General features: G+C 66.4%; 17 protein-coding genes. 11 read left to right on the forward strand and 6 right to left on the reverse strand.

Annotation, left to right across the window (positions count from 1 at the left end; all coding sequences use genetic code 11):
* Positions 1-27: 27 nt before the first annotated feature.
* Together nusA and rimP are read right to left on the reverse strand one after the other, a co-directional pair.
* On the reverse strand, positions 28-1,623 hold the full coding sequence (nusA, locus tag N1F91_RS00105; RefSeq protein ID WP_289988137.1) for a transcription termination factor NusA: 1,596 nt from the start codon (positions 1,621-1,623) through the stop codon (positions 28-30).
* A 49-nt stretch (positions 1,624-1,672) separates the two neighbouring features.
* Complete coding sequence (rimP, locus tag N1F91_RS00110; RefSeq protein ID WP_289988139.1) at positions 1,673-2,293, reverse strand: ribosome maturation factor RimP; 621 nt, start codon at positions 2,291-2,293, stop codon at positions 1,673-1,675.
* Between the two features lie 328 nt (positions 2,294-2,621).
* Here rimP and rpsT point away from each other — a divergent pair, with 328 nt between their 5' ends.
* From rpsT to N1F91_RS00150, 8 genes are all read left to right on the forward strand, one after another.
* Positions 2,622-2,888: a 30S ribosomal protein S20 gene (gene rpsT, locus N1F91_RS00115; protein ID WP_289989743.1), complete on the forward strand. Its 267-nt coding sequence runs from the start codon at positions 2,622-2,624 to the stop codon at positions 2,886-2,888.
* Positions 2,889-3,800: 912 nt separating this feature from the next.
* Positions 3,801-5,261 (forward strand): chromosomal replication initiator protein DnaA, encoded by a 1,461-nt coding sequence (gene dnaA, locus N1F91_RS00120; RefSeq protein ID WP_289988141.1) that lies wholly within the window; start codon positions 3,801-3,803, stop codon positions 5,259-5,261.
* 198 nt (positions 5,262-5,459) lie between these two features.
* Positions 5,460-6,581 (forward strand): DNA polymerase III subunit beta, encoded by a 1,122-nt coding sequence (gene dnaN, locus N1F91_RS00125; RefSeq protein ID WP_289988142.1) that lies wholly within the window; start codon positions 5,460-5,462, stop codon positions 6,579-6,581.
* 44 nt (positions 6,582-6,625) lie between these two features.
* Positions 6,626-7,753: a DNA replication/repair protein RecF gene (recF, locus tag N1F91_RS00130; RefSeq protein ID WP_289988144.1), complete on the forward strand. Its 1,128-nt coding sequence runs from the start codon at positions 6,626-6,628 to the stop codon at positions 7,751-7,753.
* Between the two features lie 31 nt (positions 7,754-7,784).
* Entirely contained in the window at positions 7,785-8,564 is a 780-nt protein-coding gene (locus N1F91_RS00135; RefSeq protein WP_289988145.1) for a molybdopterin-synthase adenylyltransferase MoeB, read from the forward strand.
* Between the two features lie 8 nt (positions 8,565-8,572).
* Complete coding sequence (locus tag N1F91_RS00140) at positions 8,573-9,829, forward strand: aconitase X catalytic domain-containing protein (RefSeq protein WP_289988147.1); 1,257 nt, start codon at positions 8,573-8,575, stop codon at positions 9,827-9,829.
* Positions 9,826-10,317 carry a DUF126 domain-containing protein gene (locus tag N1F91_RS00145; RefSeq protein WP_289988148.1) on the forward strand — a complete coding sequence of 164 codons (492 nt, stop codon included), beginning with the start codon at positions 9,826-9,828 and terminating at the stop codon, positions 10,315-10,317. The genes N1F91_RS00140 and N1F91_RS00145 overlap by 4 nt, the downstream gene beginning before the upstream one ends.
* Before the next feature lie 145 nt (positions 10,318-10,462).
* Complete coding sequence (locus N1F91_RS00150; RefSeq protein WP_289988150.1) at positions 10,463-12,181, forward strand: catalase; 1,719 nt, start codon at positions 10,463-10,465, stop codon at positions 12,179-12,181.
* Positions 12,182-12,280: 99 nt separating this feature from the next.
* On the opposite strand, the gene N1F91_RS00155 is transcribed toward N1F91_RS00150, so the two are convergent.
* Positions 12,281-12,802 carry a ferritin-like domain-containing protein gene (locus N1F91_RS00155; protein ID WP_289988152.1) on the reverse strand — a complete coding sequence of 174 codons (522 nt, stop codon included), beginning with the start codon at positions 12,800-12,802 and terminating at the stop codon, positions 12,281-12,283.
* Between the two features lie 156 nt (positions 12,803-12,958).
* On the opposite strand from N1F91_RS00155, the gene N1F91_RS00160 reads away from it, so the two are divergent.
* The 3 genes from N1F91_RS00160 (at position 12,959) to N1F91_RS00170 (ending at position 14,526) form a co-directional block, all read left to right on the forward strand.
* Positions 12,959-13,300 carry a metalloregulator ArsR/SmtB family transcription factor gene (locus N1F91_RS00160; protein ID WP_289988154.1) on the forward strand — a complete coding sequence of 114 codons (342 nt, stop codon included), beginning with the start codon at positions 12,959-12,961 and terminating at the stop codon, positions 13,298-13,300.
* Entirely contained in the window at positions 13,297-14,223 is a 927-nt protein-coding gene (locus N1F91_RS00165) for an SRPBCC family protein (protein ID WP_289988157.1), read from the forward strand. Before N1F91_RS00160 ends, N1F91_RS00165 begins: the two co-directional genes overlap by 4 nt.
* 150 nt (positions 14,224-14,373) lie before the next feature.
* Complete coding sequence (locus N1F91_RS00170) at positions 14,374-14,526, forward strand: hypothetical protein (RefSeq protein ID WP_289988160.1); 153 nt, start codon at positions 14,374-14,376, stop codon at positions 14,524-14,526.
* Between the two features lie 188 nt (positions 14,527-14,714).
* Here the strand turns inward: N1F91_RS00170 and N1F91_RS00175 are convergent, their stop codons facing one another.
* From N1F91_RS00175 to N1F91_RS00185, 3 genes are all read right to left on the reverse strand, one after another.
* Positions 14,715-14,975 carry a DUF982 domain-containing protein gene (locus tag N1F91_RS00175; protein ID WP_289988162.1) on the reverse strand — a complete coding sequence of 87 codons (261 nt, stop codon included), beginning with the start codon at positions 14,973-14,975 and terminating at the stop codon, positions 14,715-14,717.
* Between the two features lie 239 nt (positions 14,976-15,214).
* On the reverse strand, positions 15,215-15,499 hold the full coding sequence (locus N1F91_RS00180; protein WP_289988165.1) for a hypothetical protein: 285 nt from the start codon (positions 15,497-15,499) through the stop codon (positions 15,215-15,217).
* Between the two features lie 97 nt (positions 15,500-15,596).
* Entirely contained in the window at positions 15,597-18,902 is a 3,306-nt protein-coding gene (locus N1F91_RS00185; protein WP_289988167.1) for a type ISP restriction/modification enzyme, read from the reverse strand.
* Between the last annotated feature and the right edge of the window lie 163 nt (positions 18,903-19,065).

Raw genomic sequence — 19,065 nt, forward strand, 5'->3', positions numbered from 1 at the left:
CGTCTCCCGGCCGGTCCATCACCCGCCTCAGGCTTCGGCCGCTTCCGTTTCCGTCTCGTCCTCGGCCGCGAGATCGTCGTTCGAGATCCAGCCGGCCTGCAGACGCGCCGCGAGCACCATCTGCTCGGCGTCGGCCCGGCTCACGCCGTGTGATGCCAGCACGCCGGGGAACATCTTGGTCTCGCCGTCCTTGCGCTCTTTCCAGCCGACGAGGTCGTCGACTGCATAGCCGGCGAAATCCTCGACCGACTTCACGCCGTCTTCGCCCAGTGTGACCATCATCGCGGTCGTCACGCCCGGAATCTCGCGCAATTCGTCTGCCACGCCCAGTTCGCGGCGCTTGGCATCCTGCTCCGCCTCGATGCGATCGAGATATTCGCGCGCCCGCGCCTGGATCTCGGAAGCGGTGTCGCCGTCGAAGCCGTCGATCGATGCGATCTCGTCCGCGTCGACGTAGGCGACTTCCTCCACCGAGGTGAAGCCTTCCGACGCCAGCACCTGCCCGACCATCTCGTCGACGTTGAGCGCATCCATGAACAGGGTCGAGCGCTCGACGAATTCCTTCTGGCGGCGCTGCGATTCCTCTTCCTCGGTCAGAATGTCGATGTCCCAGCCGGTCAGCTGCGAGGCCAGTCGCACGTTCTGTCCACGACGCCCGATCGCAAGCGATAGTTGGTCATCCGGGACCACGACTTCAATACGCTCGGCATCCTCGTCGAGCACGACCTTCGCCACTTCGGCGGGCTGCAGCGCGTTGACGATGAAGGAGGCGGCGTCATGCGACCACGGGATGATGTCGATCTTCTCGCCCTGCAACTCGCCCACGACCGCCTGAACGCGGCTGCCGCGCATGCCGACGCAGGCGCCGACCGGATCGATCGAGGAATCGCGCGAAATCACCGCGATCTTGGCGCGTGAGCCCGGGTCGCGCGCCACCGACTTGATCTCGATGATGCCGTCGTAGATCTCCGGCACTTCCATCTGGAAGAGCTTCGCCATGAACTGCGGATGCGTGCGCGACAGGAAAATCTGCGGCCCGCGCTGCTCGCGGCGGACGTCATAGACATAGGCGCGGACGCGGTCGCCATACTTGAAGTTCTCGCGCGGGATCAGTTCGTCGCGGCGGATGATCGCCTCACCGCGCCCCAGATCGACGATCACGTTGCCATACTCGACGCGCTTGACCGTGCCGTTGATGATCTCGCCGATGCGGTCCTTGTACTCGTCGTACTGCCGGTCGCGCTCGGCCTCGCGTACCTTCTGGACGATGACCTGCTTGGCCGACTGCGCGGCGATGCGGCCGAAATCCATTGGCGGAAGCTGTTCGGCGATGAAGTCGCCGACCTGGGCGTCGGGATTGCGGTCCCGCGCGTCGCGCAGCGAGATCTGGCGAGCGAACTCGTCGACGTTCTCGACGACCTCCATCAGCCGCTGCAGCTTCATCTCGCCGGTGCTCGGGTTGATGTCGGCGCGGATGTTGGTCTCCTGACCATAGCGCGAGCGCGCCGCCTTCTGGATCGCGTCCGCCATAGCGGCGATCACGATCGACTTGTCGATCGACTTCTCGCGCGCGACCGCGTCGGCGATCTGGAGAAGCTCGAGCCTGTTTGCACTGACTGCCATGTCGTGGTCTCCTTGCATCGCTCCGGCCGCTCGCGGCCAGCCGGCGATCTCAGTCTTCAGTCTGGGTGTCGTCTTCGCCGTCGGGATCTTCGCCGCGACGTTTTTTCTGTTCCTGTCGCGCTTTCTTGTCCTTGCGCAGGGCGTCGCGCACGAGTTCGTCGGTCAGGATAAGGCGCGCATCCGATATGGCGTCGAACGGCACGCGCACGATAGGCTCGTCACCATAGCTGGCCACATCGCGCTCGATCACGACCACCTCGTCGGACGTCTCCGCAATCCTGCCGCGGAAGCGCTTGCGCTCGGCCACAGGCATCGAGGTCTCGAGCTTGATCAGATGGCCGATCCATTGCGCGAAATCCGACTTGCGCACCAGGGGGCGGTCGATTCCCGGCGACGAGACTTCCAGGTGATAGGCCTTGTCGATCACGTCCTCGACGTCGAGCAAAGGGGAGACGGCCTTGCTCACCTCCTCGCAATCCTGGACGGTCATCGTGCCGTCGAGCCGCTCGGCCATGATCTGCAGCGTCAGCCCGTTCTGTCCCGACAGACGCACCCGCACGAGGCGATAGCCCATCGTGTCGAGCAGCGGCCTGATCAGCAACGCGATGCGCGCATCCGTTCCGGTTTCACGGATGATGCGATCGTCTGCCTGCGCCTGGGTCTCTACCATGCCCTGGAATGCTCTCGTTGCGGTCGTTCAGGTAACAAAAAAGAGCGGGTCCGGGTGGGCCCACTCTTGTTCCATCGACCAAGAATTCACGCTTGATATACAGCAGGCGTCGGTTCATTTCAAGCGCGGCCTTGAAGCCGGGTTTCGCAGAGACGGAGGCAGCTTATGATCCTGCTGATTCCGGGGCCGGGCCCAGCAAGCCCGTTGACGCCGCCGGAAAGCTCGACTATAAGCCGCCACCACTGAGGCGGCCCACCCGGCCGCCCGTTTGTTTTCGCGCCTGCCGGCTGTCGTGCAGCGTGTCCGTCTGAAGAATGAGAGAGGCGATATGGCCAATACGAGCTCGGCCAAGAAGGCAACGCGCAAAATCGCGAGCCGCACGGCAATCAACAAGAACCGCCGTTCGCGGGTCAGGACCTACGTGCGCAAAGTCGAGGAAGCGCTTGCTGCTGGCGACAAGTCGGCAGCGGAAGATGCATTCCGCGCCGCGCAGCCGGAACTGATGCGTGCAGCGACGAAGGGCGTCCTCCATCGCAACACGGCGTCCCGCAAGGTGTCGCGTCTGGCGCAGCGACTGAAGGCTCTTGAGGCCTGATCGACTGCCAAGCCGAGCCTTCTGGGCTCGCTCTACCGAACCCGGCCGAGAGGCCGGGTTTTTTGTTTGCCGTCAAACTGCCTGGTGGATCCGGTTGTCTTTCCGCAACGGAACCGGCTATCCTTTGCCGGCGCCCCTATGCGGCACCCCGCAGCTTCACTGGCGCACCACGCCGACATAGTTGTCGCAGCATGAAAAACCGTTTATAAACAAAAACTTATGCGAGGTTGTCCACAGGTTGTTAGACCTCCCGTGACCGGCTTCGGGAATAACCCCTGTCAAGCTGAAAGTTGGAAAAATTTTTAGCATCGGGCGTCGATTTTCCGGTCGCGGGAAAAGGGGTTGATTCCAAAAGAGATAAACAAGAATCGTGGTCCCCGATGCCTCGAATCGGCCCTCCCCACGGCCTCGTTGCTTAAAAAACCGTGAAACTCGGACTTGCTCTCCCAAGGCCATTTTTCTAAGGTCCAGACATCGAAAGGGGCGGGCCCCAAGGCCCACAATCCCAGGAAATTTCAACCGATGCGACACCGGAGCGATCCGGTGTGCGGGTGAGTTTGTCCTTTCGATGCGGCGTTTGCCGTCGCCACGAGGTCAGGCGGGGATGGGGACGTCCGGGTGCAATCCCGGCGGTCTTCGCGAGGCTTCGTCATGGGAGCGGTACGGGGAACCGGCTTTGCCGGGTACGAGTGGGTACGCCGATCGCCTCGCGATCGGCAGGGGTCGTGTAGCACGCAAGGCGGCGGTCAGCCGCGGAAATACGAGGAAGACGCGCATGGCCATGCGGTGCGCGAGGGATACGCTGTTGCGATGAAGTCTACGACAAGAAGGAACGAGGACATGTTTGGCGGCATTGAAACGGGAGCCGAGGCGGCGCTTCCTTTCATCCCAGTGAGCGGTGGAGAACCGGTGATGGACGACGCGGGATCGGATGCGGGCTCGATCTTCGAGAAGCTCCGTGCCCAGTTGCAGGCCCGGCTTGGCGCGGATGTCTACTCGAGCTGGTTTGGTCGCATGAAGCTTGCGGAGGCTTCGCGCGGCGTGGTGCGTCTGTCGGTTCCGACGGCGTTCCTGAGATCCTGGATCAACAACCACTATCTGGCGCTCATCACCGACATCTGGAAGGCGGAAGACGAAGGCCTGTTGCGCCTGGAGATCGTCGTGCGGAGCGCCATGCGGGCAGCCCGCGGTGCGATGGACGTCGAGGACGCCAGGCCGAAGACCCCGCCGCGCGCATCACAGACCGCGCTCTCCTCCGGTACGGTCAATCCGTCGCGTCCTGCGCAGCCGCGGACCACGCCGGAAGGGTCCAACCGCCAGAGCATCCTCGGGTCGCCCCTGGACGGGCGCTACACCTTCGAGTCCTTCGTCGACGGCCCCTCGAACCGGGTTGCCTTCGCGGCTGCGCGGACCGTGGCTGAGAACGCGACCGCTTCCGTGCGCTTCAACCCGCTGTTCGTCCACGCGTCGGTCGGCCTCGGCAAGACTCACCTTCTGCAGGCGATCGCTGCAGAATCCCTGGCGCGGCGTCCCGCCTCGCGCGTTGTCTACCTCACGGCAGAGTACTTCATGTGGCGCTTCGCCACGGCAATCCGCGACAACAACGCGCTGACGCTCAAGGAGCAGTTGCGCGACATCGATCTGCTGATCATCGACGACATGCAGTTTCTCCAGGGCAAGTCGATCCAGCACGAGTTCTGCCACCTCATCAACATGCTGCTCGACAGCGCCAAGCAGGTCGTCGTGGCAGCCGATCGTCCGGCGTCGGAACTCGAGTCCTTGGAGCCCCGCGTCCGTTCGCGGCTGCAGGGCGGTGTTTCGCTCGAAATGTCGGCGCCAGACATGCCGATGCGGCTGTCCATGCTCAAGCAGCGCCTCGACGCCGCCCGACAGGACGACCCCTCGCTTTCGATCTCGGACGAGATCCTAGAGCACGTCGCGCGCACCGTCACCGGAAGCGGGCGCGAGCTCGAAGGGGCGTTCAACCAGCTCCTGTTCCGGCAGTCCTTCGAGCCAGACCTGTCGATCGACCGCATCGACGAACTGCTTGGCCACATGTTCCGGACGGGCGATCCCAAGCGCATACGCATCGAGGACATCCAGCGCATCGTGGCGCGCCACTACAACGTTTCCAAGACGGAGCTGCTGTCCAACCGCCGCACACGCACCATCGTCAAGCCTCGGCAGGTTGCCATGTACCTCGCCAAGGTCATGACGCCGCGGTCGCTGCCCGAGATCGGGCGCAGGTTTGGCGGGAGGGATCACACGACCGTCCTCCACGCTGTACGCAAGATCGAGAACCTGTCGGGTACGGACGAGAAGCTTGAGCAGGAACTGGAACTCCTGCGCAGGCTGATCAACGACCAGGCCTGAAGCCGCCCGACGCCGCCGTTCCGGCACCGCCCCGGGGATTATCCCCGGGAAAGCCTGCGCAGCGGGAGCCAACCCGTCGCGCGGGCTTGCCTTCATGGCATTTTTCCTGTCATTTTGCCAGCCTTGCCGGCCCGGGATGCGGGCCGTTCGTATCTGTGCTTCCCGCCGAAGCAGTCCTGACCACGAGACCAGTCCGTCATGCGCGTCACCCTCGAACGTTCCAACCTGCTGAAGTCGCTGAACCACGTGCATCGCGTGGTGGAACGGCGCAACACGATCCCGATCCTTTCCAACGTGCTCCTGAAAGCCGAAGGCGGTGCGGTGCTCGAGATGAAGGCGACGGATCTCGACCTCGAAGTGACGGAAGCAACCCCGGCGCAGGTCGAACAGCCTGGCGCAACGACGGTTCCCGCACACCTCCTCTACGACATCGTCCGCAAGCTGCCGGACGGTTCCGAGGTGATGCTGCGCACAGATGCCGACGGCCACACCATGACGGTGACGTCCGGACGCTCGAGCTTCAAGCTGCAGTGCCTGCCGCAGTCCGATTTCCCGGAGCTGACGGCCGGATCCTTCTCGCACATCTTCCGTCTGGACGCGCCGGCCCTGAAGGGCCTGATCGAGAAGACCCAGTTCGCGATCTCCACGGAGGAGACCCGCTATTATCTGAACGGAATTTTCCTGCACGCCCACGAAACCGGCGGCAAGCTCATGCTGCGCTCGGTCGCCACCGACGGCCACCGGCTCGCGCGCGCCGAAATCGAGGCGCCTGCCGGCACCGAAGGCATGCCGGGCGTGATCATCCCGCGCAAGACCGTGAGCGAGTTGCAGAAACTCGTCGACAATCCCGATATCAAGGTTGTGGTCGAACTGTCCGACACCAAGATCCGCTTCACGATCGGCAGTATCGTGCTCACGTCGAAGCTGATCGACGGCACCTTCCCGGACTACCAGCGCGTCATTCCGTCCGGCAACGACAAGCGGCTGATCATTGATCGGCAGAGCTTCGCCGCAGCGGTGGACCGCGTTTCCACCATCTCGTCGGAACGCGGACGCGCGGTGAAGCTGGCGATCGCCGACGGTCAGGTCACGCTGACTGTCAACAACCCGGATTCCGGAAGCGCCGTCGAGGAAATCGCGGCCGACTATGATTCCGATCCGATCGAGATCGGCTTCAATGCGCGCTACCTGCTGGACGTCGCGGCCCAGCTCGGCGGCACCAATGCGCAATTCATGCTGGCGGATGCTGGCTCGCCGACGCTGATCAACGATACCGCCGACGAGCAGACCCTCTATGTCCTGATGCCGATGCGCGTCTGACGCTCGTGCCGGGCGACCCGACCAACCGGGGCGCGCCGCCGCCGGTGAACATCGGCAGGCTGAAGCTGACCGATTTCCGCAACTACCTGTCCCTCGCTGTCGATCTGTCGCCGGGAGCGGTCGTGCTGACGGGCGACAATGGCGCCGGAAAGACGAACCTTCTCGAAGCCGTCTCGCTGCTTTCTCCCGGCCGGGGCCTGCGCCGCGCCGCCTATGCGGAAATCGCACGCGATGGCGCTAAGGGCGGCTTCGTCGTTCACGCGCATGTCGAAGGTGCGCAGGGCGAAGCCGACATCGGCACGGGCGCGGGCACAGCCGACCCGGATGCCGAGGGCAGCCTGCGCAAGGTGCGCATCAACGGCGCGCCGGCGCGTTCTGCCGACGAGATGCTGGAATGGCTGCGGGTGATGTGGCTGACGCCCGCCATGGACGGGCTCTTCACCGGCCCGGCCGCAGACCGTCGCCGCTTCCTTGACCGGCTGGTGCTGACGATCGACCCCGCTCATGGCCGCCGCGCGCTCGACTACGAGAAAGCGATGCGCGGCCGCAACCGGTTGCTGGCGGACGGATCGCGAAACGATGGCTGGTTCGACGCGATCGAGACGCAGATGGCAGAGACGGGTGCTGCGATCGCGGCTGCGCGCTTCGAGATGGTGCGATTGCTGAAGGCCATGATCGAGCGCACGCCCGAAGAGGGCCCGTTCCCGAGAGCCGACCTGGCGCTTTCGGGCGTGCTGGAGGCCGGCCTGGCGTCGGGTGCCGCGATCGATGCGGAGGAGGATTTCCGCAGAAGGCTTGCCGAGGGCCGGGAGCGCGACCGGGCAGCGGGCCGCACGCTGGAGGGCCCGCATCGCTCGGATCTCCTCGTGCGCCACCGGCCCAAGGACATGCCGGCCGAACTCTGCTCCACCGGCGAGCAGAAGGCCCTGCTGGTCGGGCTGGTGCTGTCGCATGCGCGCCTGACCGGCGAACTGTCCGGCATGGCGCCGATCCTGCTGCTGGACGAAATCGCCGCGCATTTCGACCATCGCCGCCGCGCCGCCCTGTTCGGTATCCTCGATGATCTCGGCTGCCAGGTCTTCATGACGGGCACCGAGCGTGAACTCTTCTCGGCGATCGAAGGCCGTGCCCAGTTCCTGACGGTGTCGGCAGGTGCCGTTTCGGCAGGCTGACAAGTCTGTCCGTCGGCCCTATGATCCGGCCATGACCGCATCGTCCGCCCAGCCGCTCTCGACCGACGAACTGCAGCGCTATGCCCGCCACATCGTGCTGCCCGAGATCGGCGGGCCGGGGCAGCAGAAGCTGAAGCGCGCCCGGGTGCTTGTCGTCGGCGCAGGAGGGCTCGGCGCTCCCGTGCTCGAATATCTGGCGGCCGCCGGTGTCGGAACGCTGGGGATCGTCGACGATGATACCGTCTCGCTGTCCAACCTGCAGCGCCAGGTAATCCACGACACGGCGTCGGTCGGGCGGCCGAAGGTCGATAGTGCGGCCGACACGATCGGCCGGATCAACCCGCATGTCGTCGTCGAGACGCACCGGCTGCGCCTCGACCCTGGCAATGCGGCCGCTCTTGTGTCGGCCTACGACCTCGTTATCGACGGGTCCGACAATTTCGACACGCGCTACACGGTCGCCGACGCCTGCGCCGCTGCTGCAAAGCCGCTGGTTGCCGCCGCCGTCGGGCGCTTCGACGGCTCGCTGACGGTCCTGAAGCCCTACGAGAGCGGCGAAGACGGCGGGCCGCTGCCGTCCTACCGCGACCTCTTCCCCGAACCGCCGCCGGCCGGCCTCGTGCCGTCCTGCGCCGAAGCAGGCGTGCTCGGCGCCCTGACCGGCGTGATGGGCACGCTGCAGGCGATGGAGGCGATCAAGCTGATCGCCGGCATCGGCGAGCCGCTGGTCGGCCGGATCCTGCTCTACGATGCGCTCGGCGCCCGCTTTGACATCATGCGCTACAAGGCGCGACGGCAGGCGGCGGAGTAGCGGCCCGGATGCTCGACCTGACCGCCGAGGAACGCGCCATTGCCGAGGGACGGGACGGCGCCGGCGCGGCGATGGCGATGCGCATCGTCGCCGACAGCGCGCGCCTGCTGGGCGCGCCGCGGCTGATCCCGGTCGCCTCCGCCCACATCGACGGGGCGCTGTACCACGGCGATTCCGGCACGCTGTTCGCCGAGAGGCTGGTGGCGGGCGGCGCCAGGGTTGCGGTCCGCGCCACGCTCAACGTTGGCGCACTGGACCTGACCGGCGGCTGCCGGGTGCGGCTGGAAGGCGCCCGCCGCGACATGGCCGGGCGGATGATGCAGGCCTACCGCGCGCTTGGCTGCGAGCCATCCTGGACCTGCGCGCCCTATCAGGCCGGACACCGGCCGGCGCAAGGCACCGACGTGGCCTGGGGCGAGTCAAACGCGGTCGTGTTCTGCAACTCGGTGCTGGGCGCCCGCACCAACCGCTATGGCGACTTCCTCGACATTGCCTGCGCCATCGCCGGTCGCGCACCGTGCACCGGTCTGCACCTTCCCGAAAACCGCCGCGCGACGGTTGAGTTCGACGTGTCGGCCCTGTCGTCGGAATTCCTCTCCTCCGAGATCGCCTGGCCGGTGCTGGGCAGCCTGTATGGACGCGAGCTGGGGAATGCGATCGGCGTGGTGACCGGCATCGCGGCCCATCCGGGCGAAGACGCGCTGAAGGCGTTTGGCGCCGCCGCCGCCTCATCGGGCGCTGTCGGGCTGTTCCACATCGCAGGCGTGACGCCGGAGGCGGAAGACTGCGACGCCGCGACCGGCGGACTGCCGCCGGCAGCGACGATCCGCGTCACGCCGGCGATGGCGGCCGATGCGCAGCGAAGGCTGTCGACCGCCGGGCCTGCCAAGCGAATCGACGCCGTGGCGATCGGCAGCCCGCATTTGTCGGCCGCCGAACTCGACGCGCTGGAGCGGCTGGTCGCGGGGCGGAAGCTCGCCGTCCCGCTCTATGCCTGTACCGGCCGCCACGCGCTGGCCGCCTTCGACCGGGACGGCCGCCGGGCTGCACTGGAGCAGGCGGGCGTGATCCTCGTGGCCGATACCTGCGTGGTGGTGACGCCGATTCTGGCCGACCGGCCGGACGGGGTGCTGATGACCAATTCCGGCAAGTTTGCCCATTACGCGCCGGGCAACACCGGCTATGCGGTGCTCTATGCCGCGCTGCCCGATTGCGTGGAAAGCGCCGTTGCCGGCCGCCCAGTGCTGGCGGAGGCCGCACGATGAGCGCGGAGACCGGCGTCACCGCCCCGCCGGCCGAAGCCTCCGCCGCAGCGATGGCCGAGGTGCTGGTGCCCGGTGCAGGCGGTCGCGCCCCGGCGCTGGTGCTCGACGGCCCGATCAGCTTCTGGGGCGGCGTCGATGCGGCCACCGGCCGCATCGCCGATGTGCGCCACCCGCAGTTGGGGGCGCACATCGCCGGCACAGTGCTTTTCCTGCCGGGCACCATCGGCTCTTCCTCGGCGTCGGCCGTGCTGCTCGAACTCGTCCACAACGGCCACGCGCCGGCCGCCCTGGTGCTGCACGAGCCCGACGCCATCCTGTTGCTCGGCCTGATCGTCGCCCGCGAGATGGGCTGGCCGACGCCGGTGGCCGTGCGCCTCGCCAGGGAGCGTCACGACGCCTTCCGCGGCTGCATGATGGCCGTAGGCGCGGCGACCGAGGCGGGCGCGCGCGTTGCGCTCCGGATCGCGACGGACACCACGAGCGGCTGAGCCCCGGCCGCTGGTCGGGCGATCGCTCGATCGCGCATCTTTTTCCCGAACATGCCGGCCCCTCGCGCGTTGGGCGTCAGGCGCCTCGCGGCGCAACCCATTCACGTGCCTTCGCGAGAGGCTCACCGGATCAGGGAGATCGATCATGCATCACGACGACCCAAGAAACACCGCAGCCGCCCCGCGCGCCTCGCAGGGCACGCTGACCAACCGCCAGGGTCACCCGGTCTCCAACAACCAGTCGAGCCGCACCGTGGGCAGCCGCGGCCCGGCGACGCTGGAGAACTACCAGTTCCTGGAAAAGATCAGCCATTTCGACCGCGAGCGCATCCCCGAGCGGGTCGTGCATGCGCGCGGCTTCGTCTGCTACGGCGAGTTCGAGGCCACCGGCATGATCGGCGACGAGCCGGCCTCGACCTACACCCGCGCGAAGCTGTTCCAGGACAAGGGCAAGAAGACGCCGCTGGCGATCCGCTTCTCCACCGTCATCGGCGGGCGGGACTCCTCCGAGACGGCGCGTGACCCGCGCGGCTTCGCCGTCAAGTTCTACACCGAGGACGGCAACTGGGATCTCGTCGGCAACAACCTCGCCGTCTTCTTCATCCGCGACGCGATCAAGTTTCCCGACGTCATCCACTCGCTGAAGCCGGATCCGGTAACCTTCCGCCAGGAGCCGAACCGCATCTTCGACTTCATGAGCCAGACGCCGGAGAGCATGCACATGCTCACCCACCTGTTCTCGCCGCGCGGCATCCCGGCGAGCTACCGCCACATGGAGGGCTTTGGGGTCAACACCTACAAGATGGTCAACGCCGCCGGCGACACCGTGCTGGTCAAGTATCACTTCCACCCGCGCCAGGGCGTCGCCTCGCTGACCGCCGACGAGGCGGCGAAGGTGCAGGGCCAGGACCTCGGCTCCGCGTCGAAGGACCTCTTCACCGCGATCGAGGCGGGCGACTACCCGCAGTGGGACATGTACGTCCAGATCATGGAGGACCACGACCATCCCGAACTCGACTGGGACCCGCTGGACGACACCAAGATCTGGCCCGAAAAGGACTTTCCGCTGCGCCACGTCGGCACCATGACGCTGAACCGCAACGTCGAGGACTTCTTCAACGAGAACGAGCAGATCGCCATGGGCACGGGCGTGCTGGTCGACGGGCTCGACTTCTCCGACGACAAGATGCTGGTCGGCCGCACCTTCTCCTACTCGGACACCCAGCGCTATCGCGTCGGGCCGAACTACCTGCAGCTGCCGGTCAACCAGCCGAAGAACGCGGCAGTGGCCACCCACCAGTCCGGCGGCCAGATGTCCTTCTACCGCGATACCGGCAAGGGCCAGAACCCGCACGTCAACTACGAGCCGTCGCTCCACGACGGCCTGACCGAGGCAGAGCACCAGCCGAACAACCCGCCCGAGATCACCGGCCGGCTGACGCGGGCCGTGCTTGACCGGCGCAACGACTATGTCCAGGCGCGGGGCCGCTTCTGCACCATGATGGACTGGGAGCGCGACGACCTCGTCGCCAACATGGGCACGCTCTTGTCCGACTGCGAGCGCGACGTGCAGGAGCGCATGGTCTGGCACTTCTTCATGGTGCATGACGACTATGGCCGCCGCGTCGGCGAGCGCCTCGGCATCTCCGCCGAGGATGTCCGGGGTCTGGGCAAGTTGCCCGGCCAGATGCTGACGGGCGAGGACGAGAAGCGCCTCGCCGACCTCGGCCGCAACGGCGACACGATCGACGACACGGTGTGGGGCCAGTGGACGAGCTCGGTGACGAACCGCAAGGTTGCCGCCGAGGAGGTTCTCGGCCGAATGGGTAACGGCCGCCCGGAAATGGGACGCGCCGCGGAGTAGATCACGGCGGCCCGCCCGCCTGCGCCCTCTGCCGCGCAAGGCAGAGGGCGCAGGCGGGCGGGAGACGGCGCTGGCCTCCTCAGTCGGCGTCGTCGTCCGTCAGACCTTGGCGCTGACGCCAGCGGCGCGCAGGCCAGCATATTGCAGGGTGACGGCAGGCAGGTTCTCCTCCAGCCAGCAGGCCATCGCGGTCTCCTCGTCGAGGCTCTGCTGCAGCAGCGCTTTCGCCTCTGCGAGGCCGCCGGCTTCGGCCAGCGTCACCAGCGACGTATAGGCCGCGATCTCGAAATTCTCGAAGGCGAAGTTGGCGAGGCTGTTCTTGATGATCTCGTCGCTGGCCATCGAGTGGCCCATCGCCGCCATGGCACCCATGAAGGACTGCGTGGTGTCCTTGAGCGCGGACGGGCTTTCGCCCATGCCCTGCAGGATCGAGTCGAGCCGCCGGATCTGGCCCTCGGTCTCGGCGATGTGCCGCTGTAGCCGCTCCAGCACCTGCGGGTAGCTCTCGATGCGCGAGGCCTGCGGCTTCATGATCGAAAGCGCCTGGTTTTCCATCGCATGCGCGTTGCGTAGTCCCACGATGAAAATGTCGCGGGCCTGACTGGTGAAGTTCGTGTTCATGGGCATTCTCCTTTGCTCGCGCCCGAACCGGGACCGCAGCGGCTTGTTCCATGGCCGCGGGGCCACGAGGTTCGCAGCCCGGTGAGTCCGCCAATAGTTAGCACTTCGGCGAAGTTTCTTGTTGTGCTCCGCTGGAGATCATGAAAGCTTAGCAAAATGGCTAAGCATGATCCCGATCTGTCGCTCCTGTTCCACGCTTTGGCGGATGCGACGCGCCGCTCGATCCTTGTCCAGCTGGCGCGCGGACCCGCCCGGGTGACGGAGCTTGCAGACCCGACCGGGCTGCGCCTGCCCACCGTGATGAGGCACCTCTCGGTTCTGGAGGCGGCGGGCCTGATCGCCACTTCGAAGGACGGCCGGGTGCGCACCTGCGCGATCAGGCCGGACGCCATGGAGCCGGCGCGGACGTGGATCGAGGAGCAGCGGGCCGTGTGGGACGCACGGCTCGACCGGCTGGATTCATTCGTGATGGGCATGATGAAGGAACGAGAGAAATGACGTCGAACCCTGCAGCAAGCGGCGCCGTGACGGCGCGTGACGACGGCACCGGTCGCTTCGCGACGCTGACCTTCGAGCGAGAGGTCGCCGCGCCGGTTTCGGTGCTCTGGCAGGCTTGGACTGCGCCCGCCGCGCGTACGGTCTGGGCTGCGCCATCGCCCTCGGTGACCGTGGAGTTTCTGGAGGCCGATACACGGGTCGGCGGTCGCGAGGTGTCGCTCTGCAAGGTGGCCGGCGAGCCGGACGTGCGCTGCGAAGGCGGCTGGCTGGTGTTGCAGCCGGATGTGTGTAGCGTCAACGACGAGGTGATCTCGTCTGAAGGCGTCACGCAGTCGGCGGCCCTGGTTACTGCGGATTTTTCGGATTTCGGCGCGCGCAGCGGGCTGGTCGTGACGGTGCAACTGTCCTCGCTCGCCGCGAACATGGAACAGGGCTACCGGCAGGGCTTCGCAGCCGGACTGGACAATCTCGCCGGCGTTGCCGAACGGACCATGGTGCTGCAGCGGGTAATTCGGGCGCCGCGGGCCGTAGTCTGGAGCGCATGGATGAACCCCGAGACACTGCCGCAATGGTGGGGCCCGGATGGCTTCTCCTGTCGCACCAGCAGGATTGACCTGCGGGCGGGCGGCGAATGGGTCTTCGACATGATCGGGCCAGACGGCACGGTCTATCCGAACCATCACCTGTATGGCGAGGTCCGGACGCAGGAACGGCTCGGCTATACGCTTCTCTGGGGCGAGAACGGACCCAGGCACGCCGATGCATGGGCCTCGTTCGAGGACCAGGACGGATTCACCAAGGTGACGCTCGGCATGGTCTTCACCAGCGCGGCCGAGTTCCAGACGGCAAGGGGCTTCGGAGCGATCGAGCTGGGTCTGCAGACGCTGGGAAAGCTGGACGGATTCGTCGCCGCGCGCGGGTAGGCCTTTCGATCTGGATTCCGCGCGGGCGCTTCGACGTCGACGGGAGGGTGGAACGGCAGAGCGTGGGGCGGGAAAGGCGAGAACCCGGCCCTGCAGGTTGCTTTGCCGGCCCTATGGCAATAGGCAGGGGGCTGACAAGGAGACAGAGAGATGCCGAGACCGCCCAACTACAATCACGAGCGCATGGAGCGCGATCGCGCCAAGGCGGCCAAGAAGGCCGAAAAGCTGGCCGCGAAGGCCGCTGCCCGCGAACGCGGCGCAGACAAGGCCGAGGCCGAGGCGAAGGCCCAGACCGACGAATAGGAAATGCGTCGCGAAACCGGGCACCGGTTTCGGGACACAGCGATGCCGCGACCTCGCAGATGCGAGCGTCGTGGAGCGCGCGCAGCGCGGTTGGCGGGTTCCAGGCGCGATTTGCCCAACTCCCCGAGCCAAAGCCCGGAGACGGAGCTGCCTTTTCGCGGACGAACGGGGACTGTCCCCGACTTTCGTCAGCCCGTCGCCTTCTGGTCGGTGAAGACGCCTGCCTCGCGGGCTGCCGCGACGAAGGCACGGCGCCCGACGATCGGCGGCTTGTCCCCGCTCTGGACGTCCGAGCAGGCCTGCAGCGCGGCGCGGTGCTTTTCCGTGCGCTTTCCGGGCCAGCGGTTTAGGAGGAAGTCGGAGGTGTCGCGGGCGGTGCGCAGGGTCAGCAATGTGCCGGCCGCATCGGCTTTGACGGTGATTGGCGTGTCGAACTGATCTTTTTCCATTGCCGCTCATACGGCAACCGCAGAGCGGAAGCGAGACAATCCTGACGTTCAGGGCGATGCCGATGTCGTGACCTGCGATGCCGGGAGATGGTCCGCGACGCGGGAGGCGGTAAAACCGCTGGACGGTTCACCAGGAGAGCGCTCTCCAGAGTACCGCCCGGGGCAAGGCAGCGAAGTCGTAGAAGCCTTCGGCGGTAAGCGGGAAAAGGCAGCGGGCGAAGGGGAACTGTTCCCGGTTCCTAGGCCGCCAGCAGCCGGCGAATCTCTTCCTCGAAATCGAAGCAGAGCTGTCGTGCCTCGTCGTCCGGCAGCCAGCGCACCATCTGCGGCACGATCTTGCGGAAGAGCCGCAGATCGTCGTCGTCCCAGGGTACGGTCTCGGCCGCGCGCGCCTCCGCGATCAGCCGAAGCACGCGCGCCCGCACCCGGTCGGGATCGCCGTGGTAATAGACCGTCGGCGCATCCTCGTCGAAGCGTTCGGGCTCGTCGGTGCCGAAAAGGTCGAGCTGGTTGCGGCTGGGCATCTGCAGTCCAATGCGAATCGTATCCGAACTATGCCGCAAGCAATGCGGCCGCACGACCGCCCAACCCCACTTATCCCCGCTATCCTGACGCGACCTGTCAGTTGTCGCCGTCCCCGAGCGCCGCCTTCAGGCGCTCCGCCCTGATCAGTTCGGCGCTCAGAATGCGCTGCATGAGATCGGCCTGCGCCGGCTCGAGCGCGACGACGCGGCCGAGCACGTTGAGCAGGTCGATCAGGTCGGAGGTGTATTCGGCGAGCCAGTGGTCTGGCTGGATCGAATCGAGCGGCGACGGCGGACGCTTGTCGCCGATCTGCGGGCGGGTGCGGTCACGCCGGCGATAGCTGAACCAGTGCCAGACCACCTGCTTGCCGGAGACCTCGTAGGCCCAGACTTTAGGGGAAACATTGTCGACGAACCCCGTGCCGACATGCAGCCGCCGTTTCACCGGGTCGTATTCCATCGTGTCCGGCAGCGGCTCCGGTGCGCCGGGAATGCCGCCGCCCTCCGGAATGGCCGGGCGCTCTCCCGCTGGCATGCGCGGCGGCGCCTTCGGCCGGCCGGCGGCGGGGTCGGCGAAACGCTCGCCATAGGTGTGCAGCCAGATCACTTCGGCGCCGAGGGCGGCGGCATCGGCGAACAGCGCTGGGTCGGCGGTGAGCGGCACAAACAGGCCCGGCTGGACGAGGTCGGGCTGAAACCGCGCGGTGAAGGCCGGATGCGCCATCACCGCCGCCAGATAGGCCATCACGTCCTCGGCGGAGACGGGATGGCCGTAGACCTCGGCCAGCAGGCCGAGCAGTTTCGGCGGGATGTTCGGGGTTCTGGCGGCGGCGTCACGCCAGAGGGGATAAACGCGGCCGCCGAAGGAGCCTTTGTAGTGATGAAGGTCCGCCAGCAAGCCCGAGAAGGTAATGGCAGGACCGGAGTTCGGAGAATGGGCGTCCAACCCTGTCAGAAAAATCTGTTTCGGCGAATAAGCGTTCCATAGGCTTGGGTTCGGCCGGTTGATCAGTCGCGCATCGGGAATGATCCACTGTCGATCGAATGACCGAAAACCGTAACGGGTGGGCGTCACCACAGACGCCGTGTCATCCTTCACCGCGACCGATCTCTGCTCATGTCCTACGATTCCGGTGTGCGCCTTTTTCGATACGGTCTTGTCACCACCCTCGTGCGGATGAAACAGCGTCTCCTGCCTTGAAGCATCTTTCTCGGCAATCAGTGTCGCCCAACGGTCCTCCAGCGATTGCTGGTCCGGCGCGATGATCCAGGTTCGCCCCGGCATCACGCCCGATCCGTCATAGTCGAAGAAGGATTTCAGCGGCGGGAAGGTCGCCCAGTCGCCGCTCGCAGCGGGAAAGAAGGGTGCGCGCCAGCCGGTCGGGCAGTCCCGCCAGCCCCGCTCGTCGAGCGACAGCGTTTCCAGAGCGGCGAATTTTTCTTCGCGCCGCCCCTTCGGGAGAGCCTTATAGCGGATGTGCGCCGGCACGCCGCGGTCCTTGACGAGCGGCTTCGCCGCCAGCACGATGCACACCGGCTGCTGCACGCCCTGGAAGATTCGCGTCCTGACCTCCGGTTGGTGTCCTTCCGGCGAGCAGTCGACGACCCAGATGTCGGAACAGGTTCGGCGCAAATCGTCGCGCATCTTCTGGAAGCCGGGGCCGTTGAGGAAGCCAGCGACGGTGATGAAGCAGACGATGCCCTCCTCGTCGCGGTCCGGCCGGCCAGTCGAGGCATGGTTGCCCGTGCCGAACACCTTCCACGCCGCCCAGCGCCAGAAGTAGACGTAGAGGTTCTTGAGGTGCTTGGTATGCGCGCCGACCTTCCATTCGGGTGGCGGCGCCCACCAATCCATCGGTGCGGTGCGCCCCTTGCTGCCCTGCTCGATCCAGGCACCCATGCCGCGCGCCTTTTCCTTGTAGGGCGGGTTGCCGAGCACTACGGTGATGTCGCGCTGCTGCTTGATCCGGTTGGCGTCGCGGCGCGACTGGGCGATCGGGCCGCTCTGCACCAGCGTGTCCTCCTCGACGAAGGGATTGCCGAGCGTGTCGGTGATGAAGAACTGCAGGTCCGGCAGCGCCGGCCAGGTCGCGGCGCTCGGCGCGGCCAGCGCCTGCAACTCCGCGATGAGGCGAAGCTGGGCAACGGCGAACGGGCCGAACTGCAGCTCGAAGCCGATCAGCCGCTTCATTGCCGCCTCGATCGCGCCGCGCACCGCGCCCGGCCCCTGGTCCGCCTCGACCGTGGCGGCGATGCGGCGCATCACGCCGAGCAGGAAGGTGCCTGTGCCCATCGCCGGGTCGGCCAGGGTCACGTCACCCGAGGCCAGCCCCGCAGGGCGCGAGAACAGCGGTCCCCGCAGCGTCTCGTCCACCATCCGCGTCATCGCGGAAACCACTTCGGGCGGCGTGTAGTAGGAGCCGGTCAGCTTGCGCAGATCGTTGTCGTAGACCTCGAGGAAATCCTCGTAGAAATAAAGCCAGGCCTCGGGCTTGTCCTTGCTGATGGTGTGCCAGTTCACCACGTCGAGCACGCGCGTCAGCGTCGAAAGCGAGGTTTCCAGCGCCTTGTGGTTGGCCGGATCGTCGGTGAGCAGCCCGAGCGCGGTGCCGATCAGCGAACTCGGCCCGCGCAGCTGGTAGGCCGCCTGATGGATGCCGCCGGCGAGCGGGATGTCGAGGGCGCGCGCGACGAGCAGGCCGAAGGTGACGGCCTGCGCGTAGCCGTCGGCGAAGCGGTCGTCGTTCGCCTCGGGGAAGAGCTGCCGGCGCCAGTCGCTCGCCAATGCCGTCAAGCCGGGACTCTTGCGCTCCAGCTGTTCCAGCACCTCGTCGCGCAGCAGCCGGCACAGACGCGCCGCGACGCGGGCGAGCTGTTTCGCGTTGGCCGGCGAGATCGGCTTCCACGTCAGGAAATCCGAGATGAGCGGCTGCAGGGCGTCCGGCGCCGTCAGCCGGGCACCCGACGTGGCGACGTCGCCTTCCAGCGCCACCACCTTGCCCACCAGTTCGCCGTCGCGCCACAGGCTGAAAGCGCCGCCGTCGGTGTAGAGCAGGTTGGGCAGCGATCTGAGTTTCTGCCACTGCTCTCGGTCGTGCGGATCTGCGAAGCGACGCGGATCGGCGCCCTTGCCGGGCGCCTTGACTTCGATGAAGCCGACGAGGGCATCGTCCACCGTCACCGCAAAGTCGGGTCGCGTGCGGATGTCTGAGATGTTCGTCTCGCCGACGAGGGAAACCTTGCCATAGACCGATCCGCCGACCGCGGAAACGTCGCGAACGAGGGTATCGAGGGGACCGCGAAGCTGGTCCTCGGGCTGGCCCGCAATGGCGGGATTGGAGAGCTTGGGCTTCAGCGCTGCGCCATAGGCCGACACCGCATCCTTCACCGTCTTCGCAGCCACGTGTCCCCCTCTGCCGACCGGTCACCTCGAAGCGGATGAAGCAACCCGGACTTGCAACCTCGGAACCACTCTATTCGGCGGCTGCAAATTTTGCAGGTGCTTTCTTGCTTTTCCACTCACCCGGGTGACCCCATCCATCTCGGGCTTTGTCCCGCCCCCATTG

The organism is Aquibium sp. ELW1220 (assembly GCF_030398385.1).
Lineage (GTDB): Bacteria > Pseudomonadota > Alphaproteobacteria > Rhizobiales > Rhizobiaceae > Aquibium.

What these genes read in the sequence shown, in the direction of transcription:
- N1F91_RS00180 (WP_289988165.1), bottom strand. Translation starts at nt 15,499, where the DNA reads ATGCCCAGCCGCAACCAGCTCGACCTTTTCGGCACCGACGAGCCCGAA.
- N1F91_RS00175 (WP_289988162.1), bottom strand. Translation starts at nt 14,975, where the DNA reads ATGGAAAAAGATCAGTTCGACACGCCAATCACCGTCAAAGCCGATGCG.
- N1F91_RS00170 (WP_289988160.1), top strand. Translation starts at nt 14,374, where the DNA reads ATGCCGAGACCGCCCAACTACAATCACGAGCGCATGGAGCGCGATCGC.
- nusA (WP_289988137.1), bottom strand. Translation starts at nt 1,623, where the DNA reads ATGGCAGTCAGTGCAAACAGGCTCGAGCTTCTCCAGATCGCCGACGCG.
- rpsT (WP_289989743.1), top strand. Translation starts at nt 2,622, where the DNA reads ATGGCCAATACGAGCTCGGCCAAGAAGGCAACGCGCAAAATCGCGAGC.
- N1F91_RS00150 (WP_289988150.1), top strand. Translation starts at nt 10,463, where the DNA reads ATGCATCACGACGACCCAAGAAACACCGCAGCCGCCCCGCGCGCCTCG.
- dnaN (WP_289988142.1), top strand. Translation starts at nt 5,460, where the DNA reads ATGCGCGTCACCCTCGAACGTTCCAACCTGCTGAAGTCGCTGAACCAC.
- N1F91_RS00155 (WP_289988152.1), bottom strand. Translation starts at nt 12,802, where the DNA reads ATGAACACGAACTTCACCAGTCAGGCCCGCGACATTTTCATCGTGGGA.
- N1F91_RS00135 (WP_289988145.1), top strand. Translation starts at nt 7,785, where the DNA reads ATGACCGCATCGTCCGCCCAGCCGCTCTCGACCGACGAACTGCAGCGC.
- N1F91_RS00160 (WP_289988154.1), top strand. Translation starts at nt 12,959, where the DNA reads ATGGCTAAGCATGATCCCGATCTGTCGCTCCTGTTCCACGCTTTGGCG.
- N1F91_RS00145 (WP_289988148.1), top strand. Translation starts at nt 9,826, where the DNA reads ATGAGCGCGGAGACCGGCGTCACCGCCCCGCCGGCCGAAGCCTCCGCC.
- rimP (WP_289988139.1), bottom strand. Translation starts at nt 2,293, where the DNA reads ATGGTAGAGACCCAGGCGCAGGCAGACGATCGCATCATCCGTGAAACC.
- N1F91_RS00140 (WP_289988147.1), top strand. Translation starts at nt 8,573, where the DNA reads ATGCTCGACCTGACCGCCGAGGAACGCGCCATTGCCGAGGGACGGGAC.
- N1F91_RS00165 (WP_289988157.1), top strand. Translation starts at nt 13,297, where the DNA reads ATGACGTCGAACCCTGCAGCAAGCGGCGCCGTGACGGCGCGTGACGAC.
- dnaA (WP_289988141.1), top strand. Translation starts at nt 3,801, where the DNA reads ATGGACGACGCGGGATCGGATGCGGGCTCGATCTTCGAGAAGCTCCGT.